General features: G+C 68.1%; 13 protein-coding genes. 6 read left to right on the forward strand and 7 right to left on the reverse strand.

Features of this window, described 5'->3' with window-relative positions:
• Positions 1-28: 28 nt before the first annotated feature.
• Both ribD and nrdR read right to left on the reverse strand, forming a co-directional pair.
• Positions 29-1021, reverse strand: coding sequence for a bifunctional diaminohydroxyphosphoribosylaminopyrimidine deaminase/5-amino-6-(5-phosphoribosylamino)uracil reductase RibD (ribD, locus tag L632_RS0112555; protein WP_028712087.1), 993 nt, complete (start codon positions 1019-1021; stop codon positions 29-31).
• 14 nt (positions 1022-1035) lie between these two features.
• On the reverse strand, positions 1036-1500 hold the full coding sequence (nrdR, locus tag L632_RS0112560) for a transcriptional regulator NrdR (RefSeq protein WP_028716917.1): 465 nt from the start codon (positions 1498-1500) through the stop codon (positions 1036-1038).
• A gap of 246 nt (positions 1501-1746) precedes the next feature.
• Here nrdR and L632_RS0112565 point away from each other — a divergent pair, with 246 nt between their 5' ends.
• Positions 1747-2871: a TRAP transporter substrate-binding protein gene (locus L632_RS0112565; protein ID WP_028712089.1), complete on the forward strand. Its 1125-nt coding sequence runs from the start codon at positions 1747-1749 to the stop codon at positions 2869-2871.
• A gap of 105 nt (positions 2872-2976) precedes the next feature.
• Here L632_RS0112565 and L632_RS0112570 read toward each other — a convergent pair whose 3' ends face one another.
• From L632_RS0112570 to cobU, 5 genes are all read right to left on the reverse strand, one after another.
• Entirely contained in the window at positions 2977-4899 is a 1923-nt protein-coding gene (locus L632_RS0112570; RefSeq protein ID WP_028712090.1) for a TRAP transporter large permease subunit, read from the reverse strand.
• On the reverse strand, positions 4896-5519 hold the full coding sequence (locus tag L632_RS0112575) for a TRAP transporter small permease subunit (protein WP_028712091.1): 624 nt from the start codon (positions 5517-5519) through the stop codon (positions 4896-4898). Before L632_RS0112575 ends, L632_RS0112570 begins: the two co-directional genes overlap by 4 nt.
• A 120-nt stretch (positions 5520-5639) precedes the next feature.
• On the reverse strand, positions 5640-6407 hold the full coding sequence (cobS, locus tag L632_RS0112580) for an adenosylcobinamide-GDP ribazoletransferase (RefSeq protein WP_028712092.1): 768 nt from the start codon (positions 6405-6407) through the stop codon (positions 5640-5642).
• On the reverse strand, positions 6400-7356 hold the full coding sequence (gene cobT, locus L632_RS0112585; RefSeq protein ID WP_028712093.1) for a nicotinate-nucleotide--dimethylbenzimidazole phosphoribosyltransferase: 957 nt from the start codon (positions 7354-7356) through the stop codon (positions 6400-6402). Before cobT ends, cobS begins: the two co-directional genes overlap by 8 nt.
• Positions 7353-7886, reverse strand: a complete 534-nt coding sequence (cobU, locus tag L632_RS0112590) for a bifunctional adenosylcobinamide kinase/adenosylcobinamide-phosphate guanylyltransferase (RefSeq protein WP_028712094.1) — start codon at positions 7884-7886, stop codon at positions 7353-7355. The genes cobT and cobU overlap by 4 nt, the downstream gene beginning before the upstream one ends.
• Positions 7887-8024: 138 nt before the next feature.
• Between cobU and L632_RS0112595 the strand changes: the two genes are divergently transcribed.
• The 5 genes from L632_RS0112595 to L632_RS0112615 all read left to right on the forward strand — a co-directional run bounded on the left by L632_RS0112595 (position 8025) and on the right by L632_RS0112615 (position 13605).
• Complete coding sequence (locus L632_RS0112595) at positions 8025-9629, forward strand: peptide ABC transporter substrate-binding protein (protein ID WP_028712095.1); 1605 nt, start codon at positions 8025-8027, stop codon at positions 9627-9629.
• A gap of 64 nt (positions 9630-9693) precedes the next feature.
• Positions 9694-10611, forward strand: a complete 918-nt coding sequence (oppB, locus tag L632_RS0112600) for an oligopeptide ABC transporter permease OppB (RefSeq protein WP_028712096.1) — start codon at positions 9694-9696, stop codon at positions 10609-10611.
• Between the two features lie 3 nt (positions 10612-10614).
• Complete coding sequence (locus L632_RS0112605) at positions 10615-11538, forward strand: ABC transporter permease subunit (protein ID WP_028712097.1); 924 nt, start codon at positions 10615-10617, stop codon at positions 11536-11538.
• Between the two features lies 1 nt (position 11539).
• A complete protein-coding gene (locus tag L632_RS0112610; protein WP_028712098.1) occupies positions 11540-12595 on the forward strand; it encodes an oligopeptide/dipeptide ABC transporter ATP-binding protein in 1056 nt (351 codons plus the stop codon).
• Positions 12592-13605: an oligopeptide/dipeptide ABC transporter ATP-binding protein gene (locus L632_RS0112615; RefSeq protein ID WP_028716918.1), complete on the forward strand. Its 1014-nt coding sequence runs from the start codon at positions 12592-12594 to the stop codon at positions 13603-13605. Before L632_RS0112610 ends, L632_RS0112615 begins: the two co-directional genes overlap by 4 nt.
• The last annotated feature ends 45 nt before the right edge of the window (positions 13606-13650 follow it).

A 13650-nucleotide genomic window follows, 5' to 3' on the forward strand; every position in this document is an offset into this window, starting at 1 on the left:
AAATCCTTTTTCAGCAGCCTGCTCGGGATCAACAGTCCCCCGCTTCATCGCGCAGCCAGCGATGCATGAGGTCGGGGCCGATCCGCCGCGTCTCGACCAGCCGAAAGCGCGGCGCCTCGGCCAGATGCGCCAGTTCCAGCGCGCCGATCCCGGCCCGGCCGTCGCCGCCGAGCACGATGCCGGCGCTGTAGCCGATCAACTGATCGACCATGCCCGCCCGCAAGAGGCCCGCCGCCAGCACCCCGCCCCCTTCGCACAGCACCCGGGTCAACCCGCGCGCGCCAAGTTCGGCCATGAAGCTCTCGGGGTCGCCCGCGACCCGCCACAGCGGGCCATGCTCCGGCCCCTCGGCGGGCAGATCGGGCAAGCCGCGCGCCGAGACCACGATGCGCACCGGCTGCCGCACCGGGCCGAAGCCGCGCACGTTCAGCCCCGGCCGGTCGGCGCGCGCGGTCTCGCCGCCGACCATCACCGCGTCATGGCCAAGGCGCAGCGCATGGACGTGGCGGCGGGCCCGCGCCCCGGTGATCCACTGGCTTTCACCCGAGGCGGTGGCGATGCGGCCGTCGAAGCTGGCCGCCAGCTTCAGCGTCAGCATCGGCCGGCCGCGCTGCACGCGGCTCAGGAAGCCGCGCTGCACCTCGCGCGCCTCGGCCTCGCAGACACCCTCGGCCACCTCGATCCCGGCGGCGCGCAGGATGGCATGGCCGCGACCGGCCACGCGCGGGTCGGGATCGGTCAGGGCGGTGACGACGCGGGCGACCCCCGAACCCACCAGCGCCTCGGCGCAGGGCGGGGTCTTGCCGTGATGGGCGCAGGGCTCCAGCGTGACATAGGCGGTGGCGCCGCGCGCCGCCGCGCCCGCCTGGGCCAGCGCCATCGCCTCGGCATGGGGCCTTCCGCCCGGCTGGGTCCAGCCGCGCCCGACCACCGCGCCGCCGCGGACCAGCACGCAGCCCACCGCCGGATTGGGCCAGACATTGCCAAGGCCGCGCCGTGCCAGCGCCAGCGCGTGGCGCATGTGGCGCCGGTCGCTCACTCCTCGACCGCGTGGGGGTGCAGCTCCGAGACGAACTTGTCGAAATCGTCCGCCGCCTGGAAGTTCTTGTAGACGCTGGCGAAACGCACATAGGCCACGGTGTCGATCCGGGCCAGCGTCTCCATCACGATCTCGCCGATGACCTTCGAGGGGATGTCGGTGTCGCCCATGCTTTCCAGCCGGCGCACGATGCCCGAGATCATCTGGTCGATGCGCTCGGGCTCGATCGGGCGCTTCTGCATGGCGATGCGGATCGAACGTTCCAGCTTGGTGCGGTCGAAATCCTCGCGCCGGCCGCTGGACTTGACCACGACCAGATCGCGCAGCTGCACCCGCTCATAGGTGGTGAAGCGGCCGCCGCAGGCCGGGCAGAAGCGGCGGCGGCGGATGGCCACGTTATCCTCGGCCGGACGCGAATCCTTGACCTGCGTATCGACATTTCCACAGAAAGGACAGCGCATCCCTTGTTCCCCCAAAGTCCCGGACCCCCGCCAGTATAGGCAAGCCCAAATCGCTTGGGTAGTCCGATGATGCGGCCACAAGATCGGCGATCCCCGGCGCGGCCCGGACTGACGCTGCGGCAACCGGCGGCGGGCCCCGGATCGGGCAAAAAATCCGGCCGGGGCGTCTCGACAGGGTATCGGCCGCGTGCAACATTCCCCTGCATATCGGCCGCCAGGAGAAGGCCGATCAACGCGGAGGAACCCATGAAAGAATCCAACCAGCTTGGCCGGCGTGCCTTCCTGACCCGCGCCACGGTCGGCGGCGCCACGGCGGTCGCCGGGGCCGCTCTGGCCGCGCCCGCCATCGCGCAGGAAATGCCGGAGGTGAAATGGCGCCTGACCTCGGCCTTCCCGAAATCGCTGGACACCATCTATGGCGGCGCCGAGGTGCTGTCGAAATACCTGTCCGAGGCCACCGGCGGCAAGTTCCAGATCCAGGTCTTTGCGGGCGGCGAGATCGTCCCCGGCCTGCAGGCGCAGGACGCCGTCACCGACGGCACGGTCGAGGCCTGCCACACGGTCGGCTATTACAGCTGGGGCAAGGACCCGACCTTCGCGCTGGGTTCGGCGGTGCCCTTCGCGCTGTCGGCGCGGGCCATGAACGCCTGGCAATACCATGGCGGCGGCATCGACCTTTATAACGAATTCCTGGCCAACCATAACATCTTCGGCCTGCCGGGCGGCAATACCGGGGTGCAGATGGGCGGCTGGTTCCGCAAGGAAATCAACGCGGTGGCCGACCTGCGGGGCCTCAAGATCCGGGTCGGCGGCTTTGCCGGCCGGGTGCTGGAACGGCTGGGCGCCGTGCCGCAGCAGATCGCCGGCGGCGACATCTATCCGGCCCTGGAAAAGGGCACCATCGACGCCTCGGAATGGGTCGGGCCCTATGACGACCTGAAGCTGGGCTTCTTCAAGGTCGCGCCCTATTACTACTATCCCGGCTGGTGGGAAGGCGGCCCGACGGTGCATTTCTTCTTCGCCAAGGAGAAATACGAATCGCTGCCCGAGAATTACAAGTCGCTGCTGCACACCGCCTGCCAGGCGGTCGATGCCGACATGCTGCAGAAATACGACCACCTGAACCCGATCGCCCTGAAGGAGCTGGTGGCCTCGGGCGCCCAGCTGCGTCCGTTCAGCGCCGAGATCCTGGATGCCTGCTACAAGGCCGCGAACGAGGTCTATGCCGAGCTGGAGGCCTCGAACGAACCCTTCAAGAAGATCTGGGAGTCGATCAAGGTGGCGCGGGGCGACTGGTATCTCTATAACCAGACTTCCGAATATACCTATGACACCTTCATGATGATCCAGCAGCGCAACGGCACGCTCTGAGCCGAACCGCTGCCGGAACGACCGGGGCCGCCGCGAGAAGATCGCGGCGGCCCTTTCCATTGTGCGCAGGCCAAGGGAAAGGCGGCCCTGGGGCCGCCCTTCCCGTCAGTCGTTCGCCGGCTGCTGCGGCGCGGTCAGGCCCGGCGGCGGGCCCGACAGGCCGCCCAGCCCGCCATCGGGAGCGGCAGGCGCGGCGGGCGCCGGGGCCGGCGCTCCGTCCTGCGGCTCGGCCGGGGTCGCGGGGGCGCCGAAATCCGGCGGACCGTCCAGCCCGCCCGGGGCCGGAATACCGCCGGGTGCCGCGGTCCCGGGTTCCGCGGTTCCAGGGGTCGCGGTTCCAGGGGTCGCAGTTCCGGGCGCGGCGGGCTGGCCGAAGGGATCGCCCAGCCCGCCAAGACCGCCCAAGCCCCCCAGCCCGCCGCCCGAGGGAATCTCGAAGCGGACATTCGAGGTATCGATGGGCGCGCCCTTGTAATGCATGACCAGCCCCGGGAAGGCCATGACGATGCCCACCATCACCAGCTGGATGCAGACATAGGGCACCGCGCCCCAATAGATCTGCCCGGTGGTCACCGGCTGCATCATCTGGCCGGTGACCTTGTCGCGATAGGGGGATTTCGGCGCCACCGAGCGCAGGAAGAACAGCGAGAAGCCGAAGGGCGGGTGCATGAAGCTGGTCTGCATGTTCACGCCCAAGAGCACGCCGAACCAGATCAGGTCGATACCCATCGCCTGCGCCGCCGGCGCGAGCAGCGGCACGATGATGAAGGCCAGCTCGAAGAAGTCGAGGAAGAAGGCCAGCAGGAAGACCAGCACCGAGACCGCGATCAGGAAGCCGTATTCTCCGCCGGGCAGCGAGGTCAGCAGGTGTTCGACCCAGATATGCCCGTTCACGCCGTAGAAGGTCAGCGAGAACACCCGCGCCCCGATCAGGATGAACATCACGAAGGCCGACAGCCGCGTGGTCGCCAGCAGCGCCTGGCGGATCACGTCATAGCTGAGCCGGTTCTTGACCCCTGCCAGCAGCAGCGCGCCGACCGCGCCCATGGCCCCGCCCTCGGTCGGCGTGGCGATGCCCAGGAAGATCGTGCCCAGCACCAGGAAGATCAGCGCCAGCGGCGGGATGAGCACGATGATGACCTGCTGCGCCAGCCGCGACATCAGGTTGATCTTCAGCGCCCGGTCCAGCAGCGCCAGCACATAGATCACGATCACCGCCAGCGCCGGCGCCAGGATGTCGGCATCCCGCCCATGCGTCGGATAGAGCCAGCGGAAGGCCAGCCAGGCCCCGCCCGCCGTCAGGGCCAGCGCGATCAGCAGCGATGTCACGCCCGAGCCCAGCGTCCGCGCCTCTTTCGGCAGGGCCGGCAGGCTGTTCGGCCGGATGATCGACATCACGAAGATATAGGACATGTAGATGCCGGTCAGCACCAGGCCGGGGATCAGCGCGCCCTTGTACATGTCGCCCACCGAGCGGCCGAGCTGGTCGGCCAGCACGATCAGCACCAGCGAGGGCGGGATGATCTGCGCCAGCGTCCCCGAGGCGGCGATGGTGCCCGAGGCGATGCGCCGGTCATAGCCGTAGCGCAGCATGATCGGCAGCGAGATCAGCCCCATGGCGATGACCGAGGCCGCGACCACGCCGGTCGTCGCCGCCAAGAGCGCGCCGACGATGATCACCGCATAGGCCAAACCGCCGCGGATCGGGCCGAAAAGCTGGCCGATGGTGTCCAGCAGGTCCTCGGCCATGCCGGATTTCTCCAGCACGATGCCCATGAAGGTGAAGAAGGGAATGGCCAGCAATGTCTCGTTCGACATCACCCCCCATAACCGTTCCGGCATGGCGTTCAGCAAGGGCCAGCTGAGGTTGATGTTGCCGCCCGACAGCGGCGCAAGCTCGACGCCGATGACGAAGAACAACAGCCCGTTCGCGGCCAGCGCGAAGGCGACCGGATAGCCGAAGAGCAGGAAGATCACCAGCGAGGCGAACATGATCGGCGCCATGTTCTGCGCGATGAAGACCATCATTTGCGGGTCTCCCCGTCCTGCCGGTCTTCCTCCAGCGCGGCCTTCATCTCGCGGGCCATGGTCTCGCTTTCCAGCGCCGCGGCCTCATGCGCCGAGACGAAGGGGTTCGGATCCTCGATGATGCCGCGCATGACGGCGATCTTCTTGATGATCTCGGAAATGCCCTGGAAGAACAGCATGACGAAGCCGGCCAGCAGCAGCATCTTGGCCGGCCACAGCACCAGCCCGCCGGCATTGGTCGAGACCTCGCCCCGGTAATAGGAGCGCATCGCCCAGGAATAGAGATACCAGATCATCAGCGTGACGAAGGGCATCAGGAAGAAGACATGCCCGATCAGGTCGATCCAGTGCTGGCGGCGCCGGCTCCAGAGGCCATAGATGATGTCGATGCGGATATGCTCGTTTTCCTTGAGCGTATAGGCGGCGGCCCCGAGGAAGGCGGCGCCGAAGAGATACCATTGCAGCTCCAGCCAGGCGTTGGACGAGGTGTTCAGCACCTTGCGGATGACCGCGTTCCCGGCGCTGACCAGAACGGCGACGAGGATCAGCCAGCTCACGCTTCGGCCGATGACCGAATTGACGCGGTCGATGCCGCGAGAAAGCCCCAGCAGGGCGCCCATGTGAAAACCTCCCTCAATGTTCTTGTGGCCCGCGAGCAGGGGTTTCCCCCTTGATGTAGCCGTTTCGTATGAATGAACCCCTAAAGGCGGTCAAGAAAAAGCAAAGCGACGTAACGGCGCTTAGGCCAGCGCGGTCAGGGCGACCAGCCCCGCGACCTCGCCCGCCTGCTGCATGGCGCCCAGAACGTCGCCGGTCTGCCCGCCGAGCCCGCGCATCGCCCGCCGCGCCAGCCAGAGCTGCGCCGCCGCCATGGCCGCCGCCGGCAGAAGCCAGGCCGCCGGCGGATACGGTAGGCATAGCGCCGGCAGCAGCAAGGCCGCGGCGCCCAACGCCAGCGCCGCTGCGACGGTGCCGCGCCCCGGCCGGCCCGCGGCATGGCCCAGCCCGTCGCGCCGCGCCGGCGGCATCAGCCCCAGCCCCGTCGCCATGCCGGCGCGCGATGCCGCCGCCATCCCGGCCAGGGCTGCCGCGGCCAGCCACGGGTCGCCGAACAGCGCCGCAACCGCCGCCAGGCGCAGCCCGATGGTCACGATCAGGGCCAGGACGCCATAGCTGCCGATGCGGGAATCGCGCATGATCTCCAGCCGCCGCTCGGGCGTGGCGCCGCCGCTGCCATCCGCGAAATCGGCCAGCCCGTCTTCGTGCAGCCCGCCGGTGACAAGGATCATGGCGCCCACCGTCAGCAGCGCCGCGACCGGTGCCGGCAACCCGGCAAAGGCGGCCAGCGCCAGAACGGCGGCGCCGATCAGCCCGACGGCCAGCCCCGCCAGCGGAAAGGCCCAGGCCGCCCGCGCCAGGGCGGGCGGCGTCGCGGGCAACAGCCGCCCCGCAGGCAGCCGGGTCAGCCAGACCAGCGCCAGCGCCGCCTCGGCCGGAAGCCTAGCCAATCCCGGCCTCGGCAAAGGTGGCCATGCCGTTATGGCATTCCAGCGCCGCGCGCAGGATCATCAGCGCCACCGCCGCGCCCGAGCCCTCGCCCAGGCGCATGTCCAGCGTCACCACCGGCTTCTTCTGCATCACCGCGATCAGGCGGCGATGGCCCGGCTCGGCGCTTTCATGGCCGATCAGGCAATGGTCCAGCGCGTTGCGGTCGTTGACCAGCAGCACGCCCGCCGCCGCCGAGCAGATGAACCCGTCCAGGATCACCGGGATCCCCAGCTCGCGCGCCCGGATCACCGCGCCGCAGATCGCCGCCTGCTCGCGCCCGCCATAAGAGCCCAGGATCGAGGCCGCCGTCGCAGCGCCCTTGTGGCGCTTGAGCCCGGCCGCGACGGCGCGCAGCTTGTTGGCCATGACCGCGTCGTCGGCGCCGGTGCCGGGCCCGACCCAGTCCTCGGCCGTGCCGCCGAAGGTCGCCGCCGCCAGCGCCGCCGCGACGGTGGAATTGCCGATCCCCATCTCGCCCAGCAGGATCACGTCGGCCTTCGGGTCCACGGCGTTCTTGCCGGTCTGGATGGCGGCGACCAGCTCGTCGACCTCCATCGCCATGCCTTCAGTGAAATCCCCGGTCGGCCGGTCCAGGTCCAGCGCGATGACCTGCAGCTCGGCCCCCGCCAGCCGGCAAAGCTGGTTGATCGCCGCGCCGCCCTTGCGGAAATTCTCGACCATCTGGGCGGTGACTTCGGCCGGGAAGGCGTTCACGCCCTGCCGGGTGATGCCGTGATTGCCGGCAAAGACCAGCGCCTGCGCGCGCTCGATCGCCGGCCGCTCGCGGCCCTGCCAGCCGGCCATGAACACCGCCAGCTCTTCGAGCCGGCCCAGCGAGCCGGGGGGCTTGGTCAGCTGGTCCTGGCGGTCGCGGGCGGCGGCGGCGGCGGTCTCGTCGAACTCTTTCACGATGTCCCTCTTTGCGGTTTGAGGCGTAGCGGCAGGCCGCTGACGGCCATCCAGACCTCGTCCGCGACCCCGGCCACCGCCTGGTTCATCCAGCCATGCTCGTCCCGGAAGCGGCGGGCAAGCGCATTCTCGGGCACGATGCCCAGACCCAGCTCGTTCGTCACCAGCACCACGGGGCTGTTCTGCGCGCCCAGCACCGCGCAAAGCCGGCGCACCTGCGGGGCGGGATCATCCCCGTCGGCCATCAGGTTCGACAGCCACAGCGTCAGGCAATCGACCAGCCGCACCCCCTGCCCGTCCGTGCGCGCCAGCGCGCCGGCCAGATCGCGCGGCTCCTCGACCGTCTGCCAGCCGGTGCCGCGCCGGTCGCGGTGCCGGCCGATACGCTGCGTCATTTCGTCGTCCCGGGCTTCGGCCGTGGCGATATAGATCCGCGCGCCCGGGTGACGGGCGGCGATGGATTCGGCCAGCGCGGACTTGCCCGAACGGGCGCCGCCGGTGACCATGATGATGCGCGGATCGCTGCTCATGTCCGTGTTGTTTCACATGGGCGGGCCCTGCGAAAGCCGGAAATCTCTCTTGCTGTCTTACAGGTTTTGGGCTCAATTTCGGTCATCCGCGCGGCATGGACAGCAAGAACCGCGCTATGAACATCAGAGAGGTGCCCCATGATCCGACTGTTCCTGACGACCGCTCTGGTTGCAGGCATGGCCCTGCCTGCGCTGGCCGTGAAGCCCGCCGAGGGCGAGAAGCTGGCCGAGAACCAATCCTATACCTTCTGGCTGCTGGACGCGATCAAGACCGCCGACCCGCAGAAGAACACCGATGTCGAGGGCTCGGACATCATCCGCCAGCTCTTCGAGGGCCTGCTGAACGAGGACGAGAAGGGCGCGCCGGTTCCCGGCGTCGCGACCGGCTTCGACCTGTCCGAGGACAAGCTGACCTATACCTTCCACCTGCGCCCCGAGGCGAAATGGTCGAATGGCGATCCGGTCACCGCGCATGATTTCGTCTATAGCTGGCGGCGGCTGGCCGATCCGGCCACCGCCAGCGAATATGCCTGGTTCATGGAGCTGATGAACGTCGAGAACGCCACGGCGGTGGTCAAGGGCGAGAAGACGCCCGAGGAGCTGGGCGTCAAGGCCGTGGACGACCACACGCTGGAGGTCAGGCTGACCACCCCCACGCCCTATTTCCCGAAAATGGTCACGCATGGCTCGACCTTCCCGGTCCACCAGAAGGTGGTCGAGGCCGAGGGCGACAGCTGGACCCAGCCCGGCAAGCTGGTCGGCAACGGCGCCTATGTGCTGAAAAGCCACGACCTGGGCGTGCAGATCAGCATGGAGAAGAACCCGGAATACTGGGACGCGGACAATGTGATCATGGAGCGGATCAAGGGCCTGACGGTGAACGACAACAACGTCGCGCTGACCCGCTATCAGGCGGGCGAGCTCGACCGCGTGCAGATCCCGGCCGGGCAATATCCGCGGCTCAAGGAGCAATTCCCCGACCAGGCGGTCTCGATCCCCTATTCCTGCACCTATGCCTATCTTCTGAACGTCAGCGAGAAAGGCCCCGAGGCGCTGAAGGACGTGCGGGTGCGCAAGGCGCTCAGCTATGCCATGCAGCGCGACGTGGTGGTGAACCAGATCCTGCAGGGCGGCCAGAAGCCGGCCTATAACTGGACGCATTGGGCCATCGAGGGCTTCCAGATGCCCGAGATCGACTATGCCGGCTGGTCCCAGGCCGAGCGGCTGGAAAAGGCCAAGGCGCTGCTGGCCGAGGCCGGCTACGGTCCCGACAAGCCGCTGAAGCTGACCCTGCAATACAATACCGACGAGAACCACAAGAAGATCGCCGTCGCCGCGCAGCAGTTCTACAAGCAGATCGGCGTCGAGCTGACGCTGAACAACGTGGAATGGAAGGTGCATACCGACCGCATGCAGTCGCAGGATTTCGAGATGGCCCGCTATGCCTGGTGCGCCGACTATAACGAGGCCTCGACCTTCCTCGACTATTTCCGCAGCACGGGCATGAACTACGGCAAGTATTCCAACCCGGAATTCGACAGGCTGATGGACCAGTCCAAGACCTCGGAAGACCCGAACGAGCAATATACCGCGGCCGAGAAGATCCTGGCCGAGGACATGCCGCTGGTCCCGGTCTATCAATATTCCAAGGTCGACATGATCCGCGACGACATCAAGGGCCTGCCGACCGAGAACGTGATGAACGACTGGTATGCCAAGGACATCTACCGCATCCAGAAATGACCCCCGGGGGTGGCCGCGCGGCTGCCCCTGAACACGTCCGGCACCTGTCATCGGGAACCTGCGCATGTTCGGCTTCATCCTGCGGCGGCTCGCGGTCGCCATTCCGACGCTGCTTCTGCTGATCGTCGTCTCGTTCCTGCTGATGCATGCCGCGCCCGGCGGGCCCTTCACGCAGGAACGCGCCCTGCCGCCGCAGGTGCTGGCCAACCTGAACGCGAAATACGGGCTGGACGAGCCGCTCTGGCGGCAGATCGCGGGCTATGTCTGGGGGATCGTGGCGCATTTCGACTTCGGTCCCAGCTTCGTCTATCCCGACCGTTCGGTGAACCAGATCATCGCCGCCGGCTTTCCGGTGACGCTGACCTATGGCGGCATCGCCTTTGTCGTGGCGGTGGCGGTCGGCGTGGCCCTGGGCGTCGCGGCGGCGATCCGGCAGAACAGCTGGATGGACTACCTGGCCGTCGGCATCTCGATCGGCGCGCAGGTGCTGCCGAATTTCGTCATGGCGCCGCTGCTGGTGCTGGTCTTCACGCTGTGGCTCGGCTGGCTGCCGGGCGGCGGCTGGGGCGGGCCGATCTACTGGATCATGCCGGTCGTGGCGCTCTCCACCAGCTTCATGGCCTCGATCGCGCGCATCACGCGGTCCTCGATGCTTGAGGTGCTGGGCTCGAACCACATCCGCACCGCCCGCGCCAAGGGGCTGCCCGAACGCGCGGTGATCCTGCGCCATGCCTTGAAGCCCGCCATGCTGCCGGTCATCAGCTACCTTGGCCCCGCCTTCGTCACCATGATCACCGGATCGGTGGTGATCGACATGTATTTCTCGACCGGCGGCATCGGCCGCAGCTTCGTCGATTCGGCGCTGAACCGCGATTATGCGGTGATGATGGGGATCACCATCCTCGTCGGCGCGCTGACCATCCTTTTCAGCCTCGTGGTCGATGTGCTCTACGCCTGGATCGACCCGAAGATCCGGTATTGAGCCATGATCGACAGCCGTCAGATGCAATCGCTGGCCGCGCGGCTTGCCGAACCCGAGGTCAGGGGCCGCAGCCCCTGGGCCGACGCCCGCCGCCGCTTTCGCCGCAACAAGGCCGCCATGGTCAGCCTCGCGGTGCTGGTCCTGGTCGGGCTGTTCGCGCTGCTGGGCAACCAGCTGGCCGCCTGGTCGAACGAGGAGATGGACTTCTCGATCATGGGCCAGGCCGCGCAGCTCGGCGCGCCCAGCTGGTCGAACGGGCATTATTTCGGCACCGACGACCTGGGCCGCGACCTGTTCTCGCGCACGGTGCAGGGCACGCAGGTCAGCCTGATGGTCGGGCTGATCGGCGCCGGCATCGCGGTCGTCGTCGGCACGCTTTACGGCGCGACGGCAGGCTATGTCGGCGGGCGCACCGATGCGGTGATGATGCGCGCGGTCGATGTGCTGATGTCGATCCCCTACATGTTCGTGCTGATCCTGCTGCTGGTGGTCTTCGGCCGCTCGATGTCCATGCTGTTCCTGGGCATCGGCCTGATTTCCTGGCTGGACATGTCGCGCATCGTGCGCGGCCAGACCCTGAGCCTGAAGAACCGCGAATTCATCGAGGCCGCCCGCGCCACCGGCGTCCCAGCATGGCGGATCATCCTGCGCCATATCGTGCCGAACCTGATGGGCGTGGTCGCGGTCTATGCGACGCTGCTGGTGCCGCTGATGATCCTGTCGGAAAGCTTCATCAGCTTCCTGGGCCTTGGCGTGCAGGAGCCGCTGACCTCCTGGGGGGCGCTGATCTCCGAAGGGGCGGGGACGATGAACTACGGCACGCTCTGGCAGCTGGCCTTTCCGCTGTTCTTCTTCTGCATCACGCTGTTTGCCTTCTTCTTCGTCGGCGACGGCTTGCGCGATGCGCTGGACCCGAAGGATCGCTGACATGGCGCTGCTGGAAATCCGCGACCTGACCGTGCGCTTCGCCACCACCGACGGCGAGGTCTCGGCCGTGAACGGAATCGACCTGGACGTGGAACGCGGCCAGACGCTGGGCATCGTCGGCGAATCGGGCTCGGGCAAGTCGCAACTGGCGTTCTCGATCATGGGCCTGCTGGCGCGGAACGGCCGCGCCACGGGCTCGGTTCGCTTCGACGGCACCGAGATCCTGAACGCCCCGCCCAAGGTCCTGAACCGCATCCGCGCCCGCCGCATCGCCATGGTGTTCCAGGACCCGATGACCAGCCTGAACCCCTATATGCGCGTCTCGGACCAGATGGCCGAGGTGCTGATGCTGCACAAGGGCCTGGGCAAGCGCGAGGCGGTGGCCGAGGCCGCGCGGATGCTCGACGCGGTGAAGATCCCCGACGCGCGCGGCCGCATCCGGCTGTATCCGCACGAGTTTTCCGGCGGCATGCGGCAGCGGGTGATGATCGCCATGGCGCTGCTCTGCCGTCCGGACCTGCTGATCGCGGACGAGCCGACCACGGCGCTGGACGTGACCGTGCAGGCGCAGATCATGGAACTGCTGGCCGATCTGCGCCGCGAATTCGGCATGGCGATGATCCTGATCACCCATGATCTCGGCGTGGTCGCCGGCGCCTGCGAGCGGGTGATGGTCATGTATGGCGGCAGGGTGATGGAGCGCGCGCCGGTCGGGCCGATCTTCGCCGACCCCGCGCATCCCTATACCCAGGGCCTGCTGGCGGCGATCCCGCGCGTGGACCAGAAGGGCGAGCGGCTGACCGCCATTCCCGGCAGCCCGCCCAACATGACCAACCCGCCGCCCGGCTGTCCCTTCGCGCCGCGCTGCGCCTATGCCATGCCGGTCTGCGAGACCATGCCGCCGCTCGACCCCTTCGCGCCGGGGCGCGAGCGGGCCTGCCATGCCGGCCTTGCCACGGTGCGCGCCGGCCATGCCCCGCAGCCCGACCTGCCCGAGCCCGCCGCCGCCGATCTGGACGAGGCGCCGGCCGGGATGCTTCAGGAGGCCAAGCCATGACCGCCAAGCCGCTGATCGAGGCGCGCGACCTGCGCGTCACCTTCCAGCTTCCCGCGCAAGGCGCCCTGCCCTGGGCCAGGCCACGCCTGCTGCATGCCGTCGGCGGGGTGGATTTCACCCTGATGCCGGGAGAGACGCTGGGCATCGTCGGCGAATCGGGCTCGGGCAAATCGACCTTGGCGCGGGCGCTGACCGGCCTGGTCCCGGCGACGGGCCGGGCGATCTGGCAGGACGGCACCGACCTGATCGGCCTTTCGGCGCGAGGGATGCTGAAATACCGCAGCCAGATCCAGATGGTGTTCCAGGACCCGCTGGCCAGCCTGAACCCGCGCATGACCGTGGGCCAGATCATCGCCGAGCCGCTGGCCACCCATCACAAGGGCCTGGGCCGCGACGAGGTCAAGCGCCGCGTCAAGGACATGATGGACCGCGTCGGCCTGCTTCCGAACCAGATCAACCGCTATCCGCACGAATTCAGCGGCGGCCAGTGCCAGCGCATCGGCATCGCCCGCGCCCTGATCGTGCAGCCGAAGCTGGTGATCTGCGACGAGCCGGTCTCGGCGCTGGACGTGTCGATCCAGGCCCAGGTCATCAACCTGCTGGACGAGCTGCAGCGCGACCTGGGACTGGCGCTGATCTTCATCGCGCATGACCTCTCGGTGGTGAAGCATATCAGCGACCGGGTGCTGGTGATGTATCTGGGCCGGGTGATGGAGCTGGCCGGGTCGCAGGCGCTCTATGCCGATCCGCAGCATCCCTATACCCAGGCGCTGCTTTCGGCCGTGCCGATCCCCGACCCGCAGTTGGAACGCGACAAGCGGATGATCCCGCTGCGGGGCGAGCTGCCCTCGCCGATGAACCCGCCCTCGGGCTGCGTGTTCCGCACCCGCTGCCCGCGCGCGCAGGCCCTCTGCGCCGCCGAGCGGCCGGCGCTTCTGGGCGACGGGCACCTGACCGCCTGCCATTTCCCCGGCGCGCTGCGTCCCGAGGAACTGGCGGCGAGCGCCTGACCCATGCCGTCAAAGACCGGTTGCCGGCCGGGCCGGGACCGGCGC

The organism is Paracoccus sp. J39 (assembly GCF_000518925.1).
Lineage (GTDB): Bacteria > Pseudomonadota > Alphaproteobacteria > Rhodobacterales > Rhodobacteraceae > Paracoccus.

Excerpts from the sequence above, each read along its gene's own strand:
- ribD (WP_028712087.1), bottom strand. The coding sequence starts at position 1,021 with ATGCGCCACGCGCTGGCGCTGGCACGGCGCGGCCTTGGCAATGTCTGG.
- nrdR (WP_028716917.1), bottom strand. The coding sequence starts at position 1,500 with ATGCGCTGTCCTTTCTGTGGAAATGTCGATACGCAGGTCAAGGATTCG.
- L632_RS0112565 (WP_028712089.1), top strand. The coding sequence starts at position 1,747 with ATGAAAGAATCCAACCAGCTTGGCCGGCGTGCCTTCCTGACCCGCGCC.
- L632_RS0112570 (WP_028712090.1), bottom strand. The coding sequence starts at position 4,899 with ATGATGGTCTTCATCGCGCAGAACATGGCGCCGATCATGTTCGCCTCG.
- L632_RS0112575 (WP_028712091.1), bottom strand. The coding sequence starts at position 5,519 with ATGGGCGCCCTGCTGGGGCTTTCTCGCGGCATCGACCGCGTCAATTCG.
- cobU (WP_028712094.1), bottom strand. The coding sequence starts at position 7,886 with ATGAGCAGCGATCCGCGCATCATCATGGTCACCGGCGGCGCCCGTTCG.
- L632_RS0112595 (WP_028712095.1), top strand. The coding sequence starts at position 8,025 with ATGATCCGACTGTTCCTGACGACCGCTCTGGTTGCAGGCATGGCCCTG.
- oppB (WP_028712096.1), top strand. The coding sequence starts at position 9,694 with ATGTTCGGCTTCATCCTGCGGCGGCTCGCGGTCGCCATTCCGACGCTG.
- L632_RS0112605 (WP_028712097.1), top strand. The coding sequence starts at position 10,615 with ATGATCGACAGCCGTCAGATGCAATCGCTGGCCGCGCGGCTTGCCGAA.
- L632_RS0112610 (WP_028712098.1), top strand. The coding sequence starts at position 11,540 with ATGGCGCTGCTGGAAATCCGCGACCTGACCGTGCGCTTCGCCACCACC.
- L632_RS0112615 (WP_028716918.1), top strand. The coding sequence starts at position 12,592 with ATGACCGCCAAGCCGCTGATCGAGGCGCGCGACCTGCGCGTCACCTTC.